The organism is Rhodanobacter humi (genome assembly GCF_041107455.1).
In the GTDB taxonomy this organism is placed as follows: domain Bacteria; phylum Pseudomonadota; class Gammaproteobacteria; order Xanthomonadales; family Rhodanobacteraceae; genus Rhodanobacter_A.
The window spans coordinates 210,943-227,464 of the sequence record NZ_JBGBPY010000001.1 but is presented as its reverse complement, the minus strand read 5'-3'; the positions used below and the strand labels follow the sequence as shown (position 1 = coordinate 227,464).

General features: G+C 64.9%; 18 protein-coding genes. 5 read left to right on the top strand and 13 right to left on the bottom strand.

Going from position 1 to position 16,522, the window contains the following annotated elements:
* The first annotated feature begins 314 nt into the window (after nt 1-314).
* From cysG to AB7878_RS01020, 3 genes are all read left to right on the top strand, one after another.
* Complete coding sequence (gene cysG, locus AB7878_RS01030; protein WP_369495696.1) at nt 315-1,793, top strand: siroheme synthase CysG; 1,479 nt, start codon at nt 315-317, stop codon at nt 1,791-1,793.
* 174 nt (nt 1,794-1,967) lie between these two features.
* Nucleotides 1,968-2,909, top strand: a complete 942-nt coding sequence (gene cysK / locus AB7878_RS01025) for a cysteine synthase A (RefSeq protein WP_369492575.1) — start codon at nt 1,968-1,970, stop codon at nt 2,907-2,909.
* A gap of 156 nt (nt 2,910-3,065) precedes the next feature.
* On the top strand, nt 3,066-4,046 hold the full coding sequence (locus AB7878_RS01020; protein WP_007509076.1) for an IS5 family transposase: 981 nt from the start codon (nt 3,066-3,068) through the stop codon (nt 4,044-4,046).
* A 133-nt stretch (nt 4,047-4,179) separates the two neighbouring features.
* Here the strand turns inward: AB7878_RS01020 and AB7878_RS01015 are convergent, their stop codons facing one another.
* Entirely contained in the window at nt 4,180-5,001 is an 822-nt protein-coding gene (locus AB7878_RS01015) for an AbiJ-NTD4 domain-containing protein (RefSeq protein WP_369492574.1), read from the bottom strand.
* A 220-nt stretch (nt 5,002-5,221) separates the two neighbouring features.
* Nucleotides 5,222-5,605 carry a winged helix-turn-helix transcriptional regulator gene (locus AB7878_RS01010; RefSeq protein WP_369492573.1) on the bottom strand — a complete coding sequence of 128 codons (384 nt, stop codon included), beginning with the start codon at nt 5,603-5,605 and terminating at the stop codon, nt 5,222-5,224.
* A 175-nt stretch (nt 5,606-5,780) separates the two neighbouring features.
* On the opposite strand from AB7878_RS01010, the gene gstA reads away from it, so the two are divergent.
* Nucleotides 5,781-6,401 (top strand): glutathione transferase GstA, encoded by a 621-nt coding sequence (gstA, locus tag AB7878_RS01005; protein ID WP_369492572.1) that lies wholly within the window; start codon nt 5,781-5,783, stop codon nt 6,399-6,401.
* A 362-nt stretch (nt 6,402-6,763) separates the two neighbouring features.
* Here the strand turns inward: gstA and purB are convergent, their stop codons facing one another.
* Nucleotides 6,764-8,131, bottom strand: coding sequence for an adenylosuccinate lyase (gene purB / locus AB7878_RS01000; RefSeq protein WP_369492571.1), 1,368 nt, complete (start codon nt 8,129-8,131; stop codon nt 6,764-6,766).
* A 244-nt stretch (nt 8,132-8,375) separates the two neighbouring features.
* On the opposite strand from purB, the gene AB7878_RS00995 reads away from it, so the two are divergent.
* On the top strand, nt 8,376-9,758 hold the full coding sequence (locus tag AB7878_RS00995; RefSeq protein WP_369492570.1) for a class II fumarate hydratase: 1,383 nt from the start codon (nt 8,376-8,378) through the stop codon (nt 9,756-9,758).
* Between the two features lie 155 nt (nt 9,759-9,913).
* Here AB7878_RS00995 and AB7878_RS00990 read toward each other — a convergent pair whose 3' ends face one another.
* From AB7878_RS00990 to AB7878_RS00945, 10 genes are all read right to left on the bottom strand, one after another.
* On the bottom strand, nt 9,914-10,276 hold the full coding sequence (locus AB7878_RS00990; RefSeq protein WP_439653816.1) for a DUF6326 family protein: 363 nt from the start codon (nt 10,274-10,276) through the stop codon (nt 9,914-9,916).
* Nucleotides 10,277-10,384: 108 nt separating this feature from the next.
* Complete coding sequence (locus tag AB7878_RS00985; protein ID WP_369492569.1) at nt 10,385-11,107, bottom strand: DUF4386 domain-containing protein; 723 nt, start codon at nt 11,105-11,107, stop codon at nt 10,385-10,387.
* A gap of 101 nt (nt 11,108-11,208) precedes the next feature.
* Entirely contained in the window at nt 11,209-11,727 is a 519-nt protein-coding gene (locus tag AB7878_RS00980) for a DUF2884 family protein (protein ID WP_369492568.1), read from the bottom strand.
* Nucleotides 11,728-11,750: 23 nt separating this feature from the next.
* Entirely contained in the window at nt 11,751-12,314 is a 564-nt protein-coding gene (locus AB7878_RS00975; RefSeq protein WP_369492567.1) for a DUF2884 family protein, read from the bottom strand.
* A gap of 34 nt (nt 12,315-12,348) precedes the next feature.
* On the bottom strand, nt 12,349-13,059 hold the full coding sequence (locus AB7878_RS00970; protein WP_369492566.1) for a YggN family protein: 711 nt from the start codon (nt 13,057-13,059) through the stop codon (nt 12,349-12,351).
* Between the two features lie 32 nt (nt 13,060-13,091).
* A complete protein-coding gene (locus tag AB7878_RS00965; RefSeq protein WP_369492565.1) occupies nt 13,092-14,066 on the bottom strand; it encodes a hypothetical protein in 975 nt (324 codons plus the stop codon).
* Entirely contained in the window at nt 14,063-14,920 is an 858-nt protein-coding gene (locus AB7878_RS00960; RefSeq protein WP_369492564.1) for an ABC transporter ATP-binding protein, read from the bottom strand. The genes AB7878_RS00965 and AB7878_RS00960 overlap by 4 nt, the downstream gene beginning before the upstream one ends.
* Nucleotides 14,917-15,291: a GntR family transcriptional regulator gene (locus AB7878_RS00955; protein WP_367845042.1), complete on the bottom strand. Its 375-nt coding sequence runs from the start codon at nt 15,289-15,291 to the stop codon at nt 14,917-14,919. The genes AB7878_RS00960 and AB7878_RS00955 overlap by 4 nt, the downstream gene beginning before the upstream one ends.
* A gap of 3 nt (nt 15,292-15,294) precedes the next feature.
* Nucleotides 15,295-15,678, bottom strand: a complete 384-nt coding sequence (locus AB7878_RS00950; protein ID WP_369492563.1) for a hypothetical protein — start codon at nt 15,676-15,678, stop codon at nt 15,295-15,297.
* Nucleotides 15,679-15,876: 198 nt separating this feature from the next.
* Entirely contained in the window at nt 15,877-16,455 is a 579-nt protein-coding gene (locus AB7878_RS00945) for an FMN-dependent NADH-azoreductase (RefSeq protein ID WP_369492562.1), read from the bottom strand.
* Nucleotides 16,456-16,522 lie beyond the last annotated feature (67 nt).

Sequence of the window (16,522 nt, the reverse complement as noted above, 5' to 3'; positions counted from 1 at the left end):
TACGTATAAACGTTCATAAATTACCGAGATAGCTAAGTTTGAATGAGCGCGGAGCTGGATGACGATCCCCTCTCCCTCCGGGAGAGGGTGGCGACAGCCGGGAGAGGGTTCGGGCGGAGCGAAGTGCCGCAGCAAGTTCGAACCCTTTCCACGATCGCCTCTTTCCCGCTCATCAAGGCAGGGCCATCCATGTCTCTGTCTCGCGGGCTGTATTCATGAATTCATGCCGCACCGGCATATGCACCGGCGCGATCGTCATTTCCGCCGGCGGGGCGCGCTGCGTAGCGTGACCCGTTCCAAGGTCATGCCACCGAATCCCCGCCATGAAGCTGTATCCCTTGTTCGCCGATCTCTCCCGTCGCGCCGTACTGGTGGTGGGCGGGGGCGCCGTGGCCGAGCGCAAGGCCGCCGCCTTGCTGGCGGCAGGCGCGCAGGTGACGGTGGGTGCGCCCGAGCTGACGCCGCAGCTGCAGCGCTGGGCGCGGCAGGGGCGCATCGCGCACCGCGCCGGCGAGTTCGCGCCGGGCTGGCTGGACTACGTGTGGCTGGTGGTGGCGGCCACCGCCGACCGCGCGCTGAATGCCCGTGTCGCCGAGCTGGCCGGCCTGCAGCGCATCTTTGTCAACGTGGTGGACGACGCCGAGCTGTCCAGCTTCCAGGTGCCCGCGGTGATCGACCGTGCGCCGCTGGTGGTGGCGATCTCCAGCGGCGGCGCCGCGCCGATGCTGGCGCGGCTGGTGCGCGAGCGGCTGGAAACCCTGCTCGATCATTCACTGGGTCCGCTGGCAACGTTGGCGGCGCGGCTGCGCAAGCGCATCCGGCGCCGCCATCCCGATCTCGCGGCGCGGCGGCGTTTCTACACGGCGCTGTTCGACGGACCGGTGGCCGCGCTGTTGCGCAGCGGCCAGCCGAAGCAGGCCGCCGAGGCGGCCGAGCAGGCCTTGCTGGTGGCGCCTGCTGCGGCCACGGGTTCGGTGGTGCTGGTGGGCGCCGGCCCCGGCGATCCGGGCCTGCTGACCCTGCGTGGCCTGCGTGCGTTGAACGAGGCCGACGTGATCCTTCACGACCGCCTGGTGAGCGCCGAGGTGCTGGAACTGGCACGTCGCGACGCCGAGCGCATCGAGGTGGGCAAGCAGGCGGGCAAGCATCACGCCACCCAGGACGAGATCCACGCGCTGTTGCTCGAACATGCGAAAGCGGGCCGCCGCGTGGTGCGGCTGAAGGGCGGCGACCCGTTCGTGTTCGGCCGCGGCGGCGAGGAGCTGGAATTCCTGCGCGAGCACGGCATTCCCTATGAAGTGGTGCCCGGCGTCACCGCTGCACTGGCCTGCGCCGCGCACGCCGGCGTGCCGCTGACCCATCGCGATCACGCGCAATCGGTGCGCTTCGTCACCGCGCACTGCCGCGATTCGCTGGACACGCTGGACTGGCGCGCCCTGGCGCAGGAGCGCCAGACGCTCGCGGTGTACATGGGCGTGGCCGGCCTCGACAGTCTGCGCGAACGCCTGCTGGCACATGGCCGCGCCGCGAGCACGCCGTTTGCCTTGGTCGAGAACGGCACGCGCGCGAACCAGCGCGTGGTCACCGGCACCCTGGCCAACCTGCCCGAACGCGCTGCCGCGCATGCGGTGCACTCGCCCGCGCTGCTGATCCTGGGCGAGGTGGCCGCGCTGGCCGACCGGCTGGCCTGGTTCGGTGCAGCACCGCTGGGCGGAGCCGTGGCCGCCGTGCGGCAGCTCAAGCGGCCGCTGCCGCCACAGGAAGCCGCCATCCCTTTGCGCCGCCTCGCCTGATCGAAGAACTGCACCCTCCCCTGCGTTGCAGGGGAGGGCCGGGGTGGGGTGCTTCACCTGCCAGCGTCGAGCCCCCTTCCCGACCTCGCCCTGCGCTCAGGGGGCAAGCTGGAACACATCGCCTTAGCAAACCCGCACATATGATCGCGTGCGGCCATCGTCCGGAGCCCCGCCATGATTTACGACAGCATCCTCGGCACCATCGGCAACACGCCCATCGTGCGCCTCAACCGCCTCGCCCCGAAGCACGTCGAGCTGTACGTGAAGGTGGAGGCGTTCAATCCCGCGGGTTCGGTAAAGGACCGCCTCGCGCTGGCGATCATCCTCGACGCCGAGCAGCGCGGCACGCTCAAACCCGGCCAGACCGTGATCGAGGCCACCTCGGGCAATACCGGCGTGGCGCTGGCCGCGATCTGCGCGGCGCGCGGCTATCCCTTCGTGGCGGTGATGAGCGACTCGTTCTCGGTCGAGCGGCGCAAGCTGATCCGCGCCTATGGCGGCAAGGTGGTGCTCACCCCCGCCGCCGCGCGCGGCACCGGCATGGTGCAGGTGGCGGAAGAGCTGGCGCGCAAGCACGGCTGGTTCCTCGCCCGCCAGTTCGAGAACCCGGCCAACCCGGCCTACCACCGCCAGACCACGGCCCCTGAAATCCTGCGCGACTTTGCCGGCCGCCGCCTCGACTACTTCGTCAGCGGTTGGGGCACCGGCGGCACGCTCACCGGCGTGGGCGAGGTGCTCAAGGTGGCGCGGCCGGAAGTGAAGGTGATCGGCGCGGAACCCGCGGTGGCCGCGCTGCTGGCCGGCAAGGAATGGGCCTCGCACAAGATCCAGGGCTGGACCCCGGACTTCGTGCCCGCCGTGCTCAACGGCAAGGTGGTCGACCAACTAGTGACGGTGGACGACACCGTGGCCCGCGACACCTCGCGCGCGCTGGCGCAGCAGGAAGGCATCTTCACCGGCATCTCCTCCGGCGCCACCTTGGCTGCCGCGCTCGACGTGGCCAAGACTGCGCCGGAAGGCTCGGTGCTGCTGGCGATGCTGCCGGATACGGGCGAGCGTTATCTGTCGACGTTCTTGTTCGAGGGGGTGAACGAGGGGTCGGATGAGGTGGGATGAGAGGGCAGTCTTCCGCCTGAATTAAGCCGGGCTGCGAAGCGGCATCGGCTTGAATTGTTAGCTTTGTCGCGACTGAGCTGCTTTGCCTGTTAGGGATGCTCTGATTTATTCCCGATCTGCGGCATCATAGCGACAGACCTCAGGAAGCACCCGTCGATGAAGCAACGTTCCTTTGCCTCGCTCAGTTTCGAGTCCAAGAAGAAGCCGACGCGGCGGGAGAAATTTCTTGGAGAGATGGACAAGGTGGTGCCGTGGGAAGCGCTGTTGGCGTTGATCGCACCCGCCTATCCGACGTCTGGCCGACGTGGCCGACCGCCCATGCCAGCAGCGACCATGCTGCGCATCCACTTCATGCAGCAATGGTATGCGCTGAGCGATCCTGCGATGGAAGACGCGCTGTATGAGATCGAGTCAATGCGGCGCTTCGCTGGGTTGGAGTTGAACGAGGAGGCGATCCCGGATGAGACAACGATTCTCAAATTCCGCCGGTTTCTGGAACAGCACGGCTTGGCGGTTCGGATTCTCGAAACGGTGAACTCCTACCTCGGTAAACAGGGCTTGCTCTTGCGTCAGGGCACTATCGTGGATGCCACGATCATCCAGGCTCCGTCGTCGACGAAGAACCGCGACAAGCAGCGCGACCCCGAAATGCATCAGACGAAGAAAGGCCAGCAGTGGTACTTCGGCATGAAAGCGCACATCGGAGTGGACGTTGAATCGGGCTTGGTGCACACGGTGACCACCACACCAGCAAACGTGGGTGACGTGACGGAAGTAGACAAGCTGCTGCACGGCAAAGAGAAGACGGTGTACGCCGATGCCGGTTACCAGGGTGCCGAGAAGCGAGCAGCCAAGCGCGGTCGCACTTGGTACATCGCTGCCAAACGCGGCAGCGTCAAGGCGATGCCCGAAGGTGAGTTGAAGGAAGCGGTGAAGCACACCGAACACATGAAGGCAGCGGTTCGTTCCAAGGTAGAGCACCCGTTCCGGGTGGTGAAGCGCCAGTTCGGCTATCAAAAAGTGCGTTTCAAGGGACTATTCAAGAACACCGCGCAGGTACTGACGTTGTTCGCACTCTCAAATCTTTGGATGGCACGGCGAACGTTGCTGACTTCCGTAGGGGAGGTGCGCCCGTGAGGCACCCAATCATGGTGATTCGGCGCAAAACGGCACCGTGACAGTGCTGGAACTGCTCAAAAGTCATCTTTCTATGTAACAAGACCGGAAGTTTTGGCACGGCCGTCTGGACGGCTGTTTCGAACTTCATTGATCAGAGCATCCTTAGGTAGTTCACAAAGGCAGAACAAGCTACGAGCATGAACTTTGCGTCTATGAAGTCAAGATTTGGGTCGTCAAGAAGAGCATGCCGGATGCCACTGGCGTCTGATGTATAGCCATACAGTGAGTTAAGGCTCCTATTTAGGGCAGGATGCATGGGTGCTTGCTCAGAAATGACCTTTAACGCCGCACCAAGCGTTGCTGATGAGTCCCCTACAAGGGCCTTCACCAAAGCCTCAACGGCACTAATAGATTCTTTGATTGAATTGCGATAGTCGGGGCTGCTCCGGTCGCTTAGCAGTTCTAGAGCGCGCCGCAGATGCGCGTTTGCGCCTGAGTTGTCTTTTGTTGCTGCAAGACTGTCCTCAATAGCGGCTAGCTCTGCTTCTGATGTTATTGGCGTGACTTTGCAATCAATCAATCGATAGCCGGATACCTCTTGCTCCAGAACTTCATTGCAGAGCGCGATAAATTTTGATCGACTCTGGCCGAGAAGGTTGCAGCTAAATTCCATGAAGTCATAAACTTCGTACCATTCAGATTCGAAGAAGTATCTGCGAACTGCTTTGATCGTGTCTTGAATTTTATGAGGAATTTGGTCGACAGGGCTTTTGAAGTAATCGCTCCAATACGTCCGAAGAAGACTGAAGAGATTTGAGTGGCTCGTATATGAGTATGGCGTCTTCGATTTGTGGGTGTCCCAAATCACAACTTGCAAGACATTCCATAGGGAATTGCGGAGTGCGTCGTCCATCGATTCCGTTTGGATGGCATCCTTGGTGGGCGAATATCCTTGTCGCTGAGAGAATCGCATGAAATCTTCCTCGTAGAGCTAACTCAAATTCGGTTGTTGAACAACGCCTAATCTCTCAGCCTAATCCGGCGAGTCGATATACAGGTCACAGGTCTTAAAGACATTAACGAATTTCCTCTTGATGTAGCTAATCGCACAACCTGACCTTGCAGCGATTGACGTCGGTGTTGGCGGCCTCGGCATCGTTCCACGAGCCAGCCTCGGAGGCAAGCGCGTTGCCTTACCCCACCACCCGCGCCTTCCTCCCCATCGAAGCCCTTGAATCCCACTCCGCAATCAGCTTCTGCCCCACCCGCGCCAGCGCTTTGATCGCGGGCAACAGCTCACGGCCCAGTTCGGTGAGCGCGTATTCGGCGGAGGGCGGGGAGGAGGCCAGCAGGCGGCGGCTGACCAGGCCACGCGATTCGAGTTCACGCAGGCGGGCGCTGAGCACGCGGGCGGAGATGCGCGGGATGTCGTGGCGCAGTTCGCCAAAGCGACGGGGTTCGCCGCTCAAGTACCAGATCACGTTGGGCGCCCAGGCGCCGCGCAGCAGCGCCAGGCTTTCGGTGAGCGGGCAGGCGGGCGGCGGCACAACCTTGCTCTTGCGTACGGGTAGGCCCATGGGATGGCTTGCTGCTGGCGTGGGCGGTTTGGTAACCGCGGGGTTACCGCATTCTGCGGCTGACGGGTGGATGCATGGTATCCAATGGTAACCATGGCGGCGTAGCATGCGGGGCTTGGATGCGCGGTTTCGATCGGAGCGTATCCGTTTCCCGTCCCCCACCAGGAGTCATCGCATGAAGCTCTACTACTCCCCCGGCGCCTGCTCGCTGTCCCCGCACATCGTGGCGCTAGAGGCCGGCATTCCGCTGCAGCTGGAGAAGGTCGACGGCAAGGCCAAGCGCACCGAGAGCGGTGCGGATTTCTGGCTGGTCAATCCCAAGGGCTACGTGCCGGTGCTGGAGCTGGACAGCGGCGAAGTGCTGACCGAAGGCCCCGCGATCGTGCAGTACTTGGCCGACCAGAACCCCGCCAGCGGATTGGCCCCCGCGAACGGCACGCTGCCGCGCTATCACCTGCAGGAAATACTGGGCTACATCAACTCGGAGCTCCACAAGAGCTACAGCCCGCTGTTCAAGCCCGAGACGCCCGAGGCCACCCGCGCCGAGCGCAAGGAGTATCTGAAGCGCCGCTACCAGTTCATCGAGAACGTGCTGGCGAAGCAGCCGTTCCTGCTGGGCGACAGCTTCACCGCGGCCGATGCCTACCTGTTCACCGTGACCAACTGGGCGAAGCACGTGGAGCTGGACCTGTCGGGCTTCCCGGCGCTGCTGGCGTTCCAGAAGCGCGTGGGCGAGCGCCCGGCGGTGCGCGAGGCGATGGAGGCGGAAGCGCTGGTGAAGAAGGCTCACGCCTGATACGCATCGGGCCGCGCGTGGGAACGCGCGGCCCGATGGTTTGCTCGTCATTTCGGCGTAGGCTCACTACCGTCCGGAATATCCGATGTTCCAGTGCGCAGACTCCACGCACCGCAGGCTCTCGCTTTGAACAACGAAGCCGAGCGATTTGAATTCGCACAAGCGCTGATTGGTGAGTCCCTCTCCCTTCGGGAGAGGGTGGCGGCAGCCAGGAGAGGGTGCGGGCAGGGCGAAATGTAGTGGCAAGTCCGAACCCTCTCCCCCGGCCCCTCTCCCGGCGGGAGAGGGGAGAAGAGCGCCTGCGAAATATCCCGGACAGCTGTGGGCCTTCGCCGGAATGACGGCATGCAACGACGGTGAGCTCAGATGCCCCGCGCCAGCCCCTCGGCCAAGCCGGTGTAGCCGCCCGGCGTCAGATCGAGCAGCCGCTGCTTCGCCTCGGCGGGCAGCTCCAGCTTGCCGATGAAGTCGTGCATCGATTCCTTCGTGATGCCCTGGCCGCGGGTCAGCGCCTTGAGTTGCTCGTAGGGCTGCGGCAGGCCGTAGCGGCGCATCACGGTCTGCACGGCTTCGGCCAGCACTTCCCAGCTGGCGTCGAGGTCGGCGGCGAGACGGTCGGCGTTCACGGTGAGCTTGCCCAGGCCCTTCTGCAGCGATTCCAGCGCCACCAAGGTGTGGCCGAACGCGGTGCCCAGCGCGCGCAGCACGGTGGAGTCGGTGAGGTCGCGCTGCCAGCGGCTGATCGGCAGTTTTTCCGCGAAATGGCCGAGCAGCGCGTTGGCGAGGCCGAAGTTGCCTTCGGCGTTTTCGAAGTCGATCGGGTTGACCTTGTGCGGCATGGTGGAGGAGCCGACTTCGCCCTCCTTGAGCTTCTGCTTGAAGTAGCCCAGCGAGATGTAGCCCCATACGTCGCGCGCGAGGTCGATCAGGATGGTGTTGGCGCGGCGCACCGCGTCGCAGTATTCGGCCACGCCGTCGTGCGGCTCGATCTGGGTGGTGTAGGGGTTGTAGTCCAGGCCCAGGCTTTCCACGAAGCGCTGCGAGAACGCGCGCCAGTCGATTTCCGGGTAGGTGATGGCGTGGGCGTTGTAGTTGCCCACTGCGCCGTTGATCTTGCCGGGGATGTCCAGCGCGGCGAGCTGCTTGCGCTGGCGCTCCAGCCGCGCCGCCACGTTCGCCAGTTCCTTGCCCAGGGTGCTGGGCGAGGCGGTCTGGCCGTGGGTGCGCGAGAGCATCGGCAGCGCGGCGTTCGCGTGCGCCAGTTCGCGCAGCCGGGCGATGATGCGGTCGAAGGCCGGCAGCAGCACCTGCTCGCGCGCGTCCTTCAGCATCAGCGCGTAGGAGAGGTTGTTGATGTCCTCGCTGGTACAGGCGAAGTGCACGAACTCCCTGGCCTGTGCCAAGGCAGGATCAGAGCCCATGCGCTCCTTGATGAAGTACTCCACCGCCTTGACGTCGTGGTTGGTGGTGGCCTCGATCGCCTTGATGCGCGCGCCTTCCTCGATCGCGAAGCTGTCGGCGATGGTGTGCAGCTGCTTGACCTGGGTGGCCGTGAACGGCGGCAGTTCCGCGATGCCCGGCTCGGCGGCCAGCGCCAGCAGCCATTCGATCTCCACGTGCACGCGGCGGTGCATCAGGCCGAACTCGCTGAAGATCGGGCGCAGCGGTTCGACCTTGCCGGCGTAGCGGCCGTCCAGCGGCGACAGGGCGGTGAGGGCGTGGTTGGACATCGGGGCGTTCCGGCACGGGGAAACAGCCATTTTACATTGACGGCGGCGCAATGCCTGCTGGCATATAGTGGCGAGGAATGCCAATTTTCCGTTCACCCTGAGCGTAGCCGCGTAGCGGCGCAGTCGAAGGGGTGTCGGAAAGGCTTCGACTTCGCGCCTTCGGCGCTACGCTCAGCCCGAACGGCTCAAAAATACGAAACTACCCACTGATTATTCAACGGCCTTGCCACAAAGGATTTTCGTCATGAGCGGTTTCCGCATCGAACACGACAGCATGGGCGAACTGAAGGTGCCCGCCGACGCGCTGTACGGCGCGCAGACCCAGCGCGCGATCGACAATTTCCCGATCTCCGGCCTGCGCCTGCCGCGCGAGTTCATCCGCGCGCTGGGCCTGATCAAGGCCGCCGCGGCCGAGGCGAACCTCGGGCTGGGGTATCTGAAGAAGGGCCAGGCCGCGGCGATCCGCAAGGCTGCGCTGACGGTGGCGAACGGCGAGCACGACGCGCAGTTTCCGATCGACGTGTTCCAGACTGGCTCGGGCACCAGCACGAACATGAACGCGAACGAGGTGATCGCGCATCTTGCTGCCCGGGCAGGCACGAAGGTGCATCCGAACGACCACGTCAACTACGGGCAGAGTTCCAACGACGTGATCCCCACCGCGATCCACGTCAGCGCCACGCTGCTTGCGCACGAAGCTTTGCTGCCCGCGCTGAAGCACCTCAAGAAGACCATCGAGCAGCGTGCGCGCCAGTTGCGCAATGTGGCCAAGACTGGCCGCACCCACCTGATGGACGCGATGCCGGTCACCTTCGGCCAGGAGCTGTCCGGCTGGGCCGCGCAGATCGGCTCGGCCAGCGCGCGCATCGAGGATGCGTTGAAACGCATGCGCCGCTTGCCCCAAGGTGGCACCGCGGTGGGCACCGGCATCAATGCTGATCCGAAGTTCGGCGCCGCGGTGGCGCGCGAGCTGAAGAAGCTCACCGACGTGCGCTTCGAGGCGATGGAAAACCCGTTCGAGGGCATGGCTGCGCAGGACGACGCGGTGGAGCTGTCCGGCCAGCTCAAGACCTTGGCGGTGGCGCTGATGAAGATCGCCAACGACCTGCGCTGGATGAACTCCGGGCCGCTCGCGGGATTGGGCGAGATCGAACTGCCTGCGTTGCAGCCCGGCTCATCCATCATGCCCGGCAAGGTGAACCCGGTGATCCCCGAGGCGGTGGCGATGGTGGCCGCGCGGGTGATCGGCAACGACGCCGGCATCGTGGTGGCCGGCCAGTCCGGCAACTTCCAGCTCAACGTGATGCTGCCGCTGATCGCGCTCAACCTGCTCGAATCCATCGGCATCCTCGCCAACGTCTCGCGCCTGCTGGCCGACAAGAGCATCGCCGGCTTCGTCGTGAACAAGGCGCGTGTGAACCAGGCGCTGGCGCTGAACCCCATCCTGGTTACCGCGCTCAATCCCGTGATCGGCTACGAGAAGGGCGCGGCCACGGCGAAACAGGCCTACAAGCAGCACCGCCCGATCATGGACGTGGCGCTGGAAACCACCGGGCTGTCGAAAGCCGAGCTGCAGAAGCTGCTTGATCCGCTGGCGTTGACCAGGGGTGGCATCCACGGCGAGTGAGTTTCGATCACTCGCCGAAATCGCAAACTACGGCAGCGTTACGCTGAACTGGGTGGTGACGTCATTCCCGCGCAAGCGGGAATCCATGGTTCGGGCGGCGCATCAGGACAAGATGGATGCCCGCTTGCGCGGACATGACGTCATGGAGCATCGGTTCAGGTCGATTGGGTGCTGCGCGGCCAGCGCCACGCGTACCAGACGGCGAGCGACTGCAGCGCTACCTCGATGACGCTGAGGAAAATATAGAACGCCCATGATCCCGGGATCGTCATCAGCACGATCACGGTCAGCAGCACGCCCACGAGAATGTTCAGCCAGCGAGTCACCTTGGGCGGCAGCGCCAGCGACAGGAAGATCATCACGGCGGGCACGGCAATCAGGATGGCCACGGCGAGCAGTGAACCCTGGCTGGTCGGCCCAAGCAGCCCCTCTCCGGCCAGAATTCCCTTGATATCCCCGGGCCGGTAAAGCCCGAGGAAATCGCCGTAGATGTAGCAAAACATCACGGACGTCCACAGCGCGGCCAGCTTCAGCTTGACCGGTACCTTGAAATCCTCCAGCGGCCTTGCAGTCGTCGGGTTTAAGACGTGCTCCTTGTGTCGGGTTGAAGCGGTGACAGGCCGGTTTCAGGCACCCGTTGGCGTCGGTGCTTCGTCATGCAGGCGTCGGAAACCACGTCGCGCGCCCAGCACCAGCAGCCACAGCATGAACAGCACTTCCACGAACTGCAGCGGGCCGAGCAGGCTGGACAGCGTGTCCTGCCAGTCAGGCCGCAGCGCCCAGGCCAGGCTCTGGATCGCGTAGGCGAGGCCATTCAGGACCAGCCCATAGCCGAACAGTCGCGGCAGGAAACCCGAGCGCAGCACCAGCAGCGCCAGCGGGAACAGCCACAAACCCCACAGCCATTCGGCGGCGCTCACGGTCTGCCCGTGCAGATGCAGGAACAGCGTGGCGAGCGCCGCGCGCTGGGCCGGATCGAATGCGGTCAACGCACCTTCGCCGTGCACCAGCAACAGCGCGGCGGCATCGTTGATCACGTTGAAGAAGTACAGCGCCGGCACCAACGCGCCGCCAAGCAGCAGCATCGCGATGCCGTGACGCCGGTTCACCTCGCCAAGCAGGCGGTACAGCGCCAGCACCATGAAGGCCTGCAATGCACCGCAGACCAGGTCGGCGGCGAGGCCGAACCGGAACAGCGTTTCGTGTGCGGTGATGTTGGCGATGGTTGCGGCCGCATCGCCGCTCACGAACAGGACATTTGGCAGATAGATCAAGCGGTATGGCGCGATCAGCACTACCAGCAGATAAAGCAGGCCGGCTTGTCGCGCGGTTCGGTCTTGAGGGCTCATGAACAGACTCGTGCAGTCGGTGGTTCGTGGCAGCATCCACGGGAGCAGCGAACTCGATGCGCGCAGGAGTCTCGATCCCGCGTGCATCAGATGGGTGCTGCTCAGTCCTTGGCGTCGGTCTGGCAGCCAGTCACATCGGACGCACTGACGATGAATGCATAGGGCTTGAAGGCATCCAACTGCGCAGCGAGCTGGTCCTGGACCGCCTTGATCGCGGCAGTGTCCTTGCATATGTCCTGGCTGAGGCTGGCTACGCGCCCGGAAACATCCGCGGCCGCTTTGTCAGTCGAGGATGAAGCCGCGGCCGTGACCGCCTTGGCGGCCATGTCGACACCGGCCTTGCCCATGGCGACGCCGGTTTCGTACACCGCATGCACGCTCTGGTAATACCGGACCAACAAGGCGCGCTCGGCCGGCGTGACGGCGATGCTCTTGCCGTCGACGACGAAGCTGCCATCGGCATGGATCACCGCCCTGGGCGCGCTGATGAGATGCAGGGTGACTGCATCTCCCTTCAGCGTGATGGCGCCGTTTTCCATGATGGTGTCGGGCACGCTACAGGCGGTCATGATGCAAACGAGTGTGGCGATGGCGAGGGTCTTGAGCAGGTTGCCGTACATGGTTGGGTTTCCTTCCTTCAAGTTCAGTGCCCGGCCAGCGAGCGATTCGCCCCGTCCATCCCCTGCTTGCACTTCGCCACCTTGTCCTTGTCCAGCGTGGCGTAGGGGCGGAATGCCGCAACCTGGGCGGCCACGGCGTCCTGCGCGGCGCGCAGCTGTTCGAGGCCGTCGCAGATCGCGGCGGCCTGGGCGGTGACCTTGCCGGCTTGCGCCTGGATGTCCTTGCCGATCTTGTCGGTGTCGCCGTGCGTCAGCCCCGACATCACGCTGCCGACGGCCTGGCCGGCCAGCGCGGCACCGGCCTTGCCGGTGGCGATGCCTTCGCTGCGGATCTTGTAGACGCCCACGTAGTACTGCTTGAGCAGGTCGCGCTGGTCGGAAGTGAGCGTCACCGGCTTGCCGTCGATGCTGAGGTCGCCATCGCCGCTGACGCGTGCGTCAGGCTGGCCGGTGACGTGGATCACCGCCACGCCGTCGCGCAGCTGGATGCTGCCGTTGTCGCCGGCGATGGTGGTGCCGCTGTCGCGACCGCAGGCGGCGAGCAGGGTGCAGAGCAGGGCAGTGCAGGCGAGGGAGCGAAGTTTCATCGGAGGGTTCCGTCGACGTTGATGCAGGCCGGGATCAATCGGAGAACACGGCGACCCCCTTCTTGCCGTTGCTGTCGGCGATGTCCTTGCCGCAGTCGTCGACGTCTTTCTGCGTCATCGTGGCGTAGGGCTGGAACGCCGGCAGGGCAGTGGCCAGTTTCTGCTGCGAGACGAGCAGGTCGGGCAGCTTCTTGCACAAGCGCAGGGCGGCGGCCTGGATCTTGTCGGTCTGCGGCTTGATGCTGGCCTCGATCTCCTTGTCGCTCTTGCCGGCGAGCGCGCCGAAGATCGCCTCCCGTGCCGCGCTGACGCCCAGGTCGGCGCCGCTGGCGCCGATGTCCATGCCGGCCTCGGCGATGCCGATGATATGCTGACGGTAATCCAGCAGCATCGCATGCTGTTCCGCTGTGGCATCAACCTTCTTGCCTGCGATCAGCAGGTCGCCCTGCGGGGTGATCGCGGCCTTGGGGCGGTTGTCGTGATCGTGGTGCTCGCCCTTGCCGACGCGGACGCTGGTGACGTCGATGTCCTGGGTGACCAGCTCCTGCTTGGCCTTGTCGATGCCCTTCTGCACCTCCGCGGCGATGACCGACGGCGAGGTCTGCTGCCGGGCTTCCTGCATCGCCTTGGCCACGTCACCGTTGCCGCCGGTGCCCGTATCGCTCTGGTTGGACTGGCTGCAGGCCGTGAGCGGCAGCAGCAGGGCCAGCGCAAGGATGCTGCCGGTGAACGCGTTGCCTTTCATCGTTGCTCTCCTCGTTTGAGTACGGCTGGGTATCAGTTGTCGTCGCGCCAGCGGCGCAGCCAGATCGTGCCGACGAGCAGGGCGAGGCCGGCGACCGCGCCGATCCAGAAACCCGGCCTGCCCATCACGCTGTAGGCGGTGCCCAGGTTCAGGGCGTCCAGCCCGTGTACCGCATCGCTACTCACGGCCTGGTAGTTGCCCGCGCCCAGCCAGCTGCCCGGGAACACGCTGAGCAGGATGCGGCCGCAGACGTCGCTCCAGTACCAGTTGTTGCCCATGACCGGCGCACCCATCAGGTTGAACCAGCCCAGCATCATGCCCACCGCGATCGGCAGCACCGCGGCCCACAGGAAGGGCTTGCTGCGCGCCCAGGCGGAGCAGAGCAACAGCCAGCCCGTGGCGGGCAAGGCCCACAGCGCGTACAGCGGGATGGTGCCGACCAGGTTGGCGACGACCCGGAACGGATGCGCATAGGCCAGCAGGTGCCAGGCGCCGACGCCGTGGAAGGACAGCGTGGTGACGTACATCAGCAGCATCGCGATGCCGGTGACCACGCCGCAGACCACCGCGATCACCGGCGCCAGCAGGGTGCCGGCCACCACCTTGGAGAACACGGTGGCGGAATCCGACAGCGGCAGCGATTTCCAGAACAGCAGGCTGCGGTCGCGGCGGTCGTCGTACAGCGCGCCGAGGCAGTAGAAGAACACCACGAAGCCCAGCACGATGCTGATGATGAACGTGGTCGAGTACATCACCATGTCCATCAGCATGCCCGCCCGGGCCGCCTCGTCCGCGCTCAGCGCGTGGTCGAGGATGTGGATGCGGGCGTTGAACAGGGAATGGATGCCGTGCTGCGCGCCGAACACCTCGCCGGCGATGACGCCCATCAGGTTCAGCAGCAGGAACACGCCACCGGTGATCACCGGCGCCCACAGGAAGCCGCCGCGGTGCTCCCAGAACTCGCGCTTCACCAGCCAGTACATTTCGTTCAGAGCCGGGGTTTTCATGCGTAGGTCCCTTTCATGGTGGCGACGAACAGGTCGCTGACGGCAGGGCGGCGGATCTCGCCCAGCGCCTCCAGCTGCGCGCGTTCGACGCCGTCGAACAGGAAGATGCTCTTGCCGAAGACCTGGCGCTCGTCCAGCGGTTTCAGCGCGCGGGCGGCGGCGGCCTTGTCGGCACCGACCATCACTTCGGCGAAGCGCTCGCCCACCGCATCCATGTCGGCATCCAGCACGATTTTTCCGTCGCGGATGAACATCAGGTCGGTGAGGATGTGCTCGACTTCCTCCACCTGGTGGGTGGTGACGATGATGGTCTTGTTCTCGTCGAAGTAGTCCTCCAGCAAGTTCTGGTAGAACTGCTTGCGGTAGAGGATGTCCAGGCCGAGCGTGGGCTCGTCCAGCACCAGCAGGCGGGCGTCGATCGCCATCACCAGGGCCAGGTGCAGCTGCACGATCATGCCCTTGGACATCTGCTTGACGCGCTGCTCGGGCGTGAGCTTGGTGCGGGCCAGGAAGGCCTCGCACTTCTTGCGGTCGAAGCGTGGGTGCACGTTGGCGACGAAGTCCACCGCCTCGCGCACCCGGATCCAGCGCGGCAGCACCGCCACGTCGGCGATGAAGCAGACCTGCTCCATCAGCTTGCCGCGCTGCTTGCGCGGGTCGAGGCCCAGCACGCTGAGCTCGCCCTGGAAATCGGTGAGGCCGAGGATGGCCTTCAGCGCGGTGGTCTTGCCCGCGCCGTTCGGCCCGATCAGGCCCACGATGCGGCCGGCCTCGATGCGGAAACTCGCGTTGTCCAGCGCGGCGGTGTTCTTGTAGCGCTTGCTCAGGCCACTGGCGACGACGACGGCGTTCATGCGGGCTTCTCCGGGTCGGCCTGCGTCTCGCGCAGCAGGGTCTTCAGGTCCAGGCCCAGCCGTTGCAGGCGGGCGTACAGCGCGGGCCATTCCTCGCGCAGAAAACGTTCGCGTTCGGATTTCAAGAGTTCCTCGCGCGCTCCCTCGATGACAAACATGCCCAAGCCCCTCCTTTTCTCAACCAAGCGTTCGTCGACCAGCTCCTGGTACGCCTTCGACACGGTCAGCGGATTGATCTGGAAATCCGCGGCCACCTGGCGCACCGACGGCAGCGGGTCGCCCTCGTTCAAGGCGCCATCCAGGATCATCGCCACCACGCGTTGGTGCAGCTGGCGATAGATCGGGATGCTGTCGTTCCAGGTGATGGTCATGGATTATTCCTTGCTGCTGGCGATGCCGGCCGTCGAAGAGCCAAACGAATAGTAGGGCATGGCCAACTGCGCCCCGAGCCGCGCGGCGCTGCCGCCGTCGGGCAGGGTGGCGATGCCCACCGCGGCATGTTCCAGCAGGGTCGCGGCCTTCCATTCGGCGGCGGTGGGGGTCACCTCGACCGGCGCCAGGTTGGTTACGTGGATGCCGTTGATCCAGGCCACCTCGGGGGTGCGGACCGGCAGGTTCACCAGCGCCAGGGTCAGACAGGTCATCACCAGGGCAGCGGCGGAGGCGATCCAATGCCGGGCCGGGATCAGGGTGGAGACGAAGACGTCGTCGGTGACGACGGCGGGACGGTTCGTGCGGGACTCGTGCTTCGCGTTCATGTCGACTCTCCTCTAGTGAGCTCGTGGACCGGTGTTGTAGTGAACTATAACACTGAAACTGAGCCCGTCAAGCGGAACCTGCCGGTTTGGCAACATGACTGATGGCAGGGGTGGTCCCGGGACGGCAGTCGGGCACGAAAAAGCGCAAGGCCAGCACGGGGCTGGCCTTGCGCGGGTTCTGCTTCGAGCTGGCGCGGCTCAGGCGGCCCGGGCCAGCGTTCCCAGCGTACCGATGGCCTGGCGCGCCGCGGCCAGTGCCTTCGACTTGTGGTCGTCACCCATGTTGACGCCTTCGGCGCGCACGAACTCCACGTGGTCGATGCCGAGGAAGCCGAGCAGGGCGCGCAGGTAGGGCTCCTGGAAATCCATGGGGCTGTTGGCGTGCGCGCCGCCACGGCTGGAGGCCACGATTACGCGCTTGCCGCCCGCCAGGCCCTCGGGGCCGTTGGGGCCGTAGCGGAAGGTCTTGCCCGCCACGGCGATGCGGTCCAGCCAGGCCTTGAGCTGGCTGGGGATGCTGAAGTTGTACATCGGCGCCCCGATCACCACGATGTCGGCGGCGAGGAATTCGTCCAGCATCTCGCTGCCGCGCACGGCGGCGGGATCGGCGGCGTCGGCCACCGGTGTCCAGTGCGGCAGGGGCTGGGCGGCGAGGTCGTGGTAGCGGATCTCGATGCCCGGATGCATGCGCTGCAGTTCGGCAACGACCTCCGCGGACAGCTGGCGCGAAACCGAATGGCTGCCCAGCGCGCTGGAATCGATGTGCAAGAGTTTCATGGCGGTTTCCTGATCGGGGCCGGCGTGTCCGGCGACGCGATCAAGGTATATTTGGAACAATCCGGTG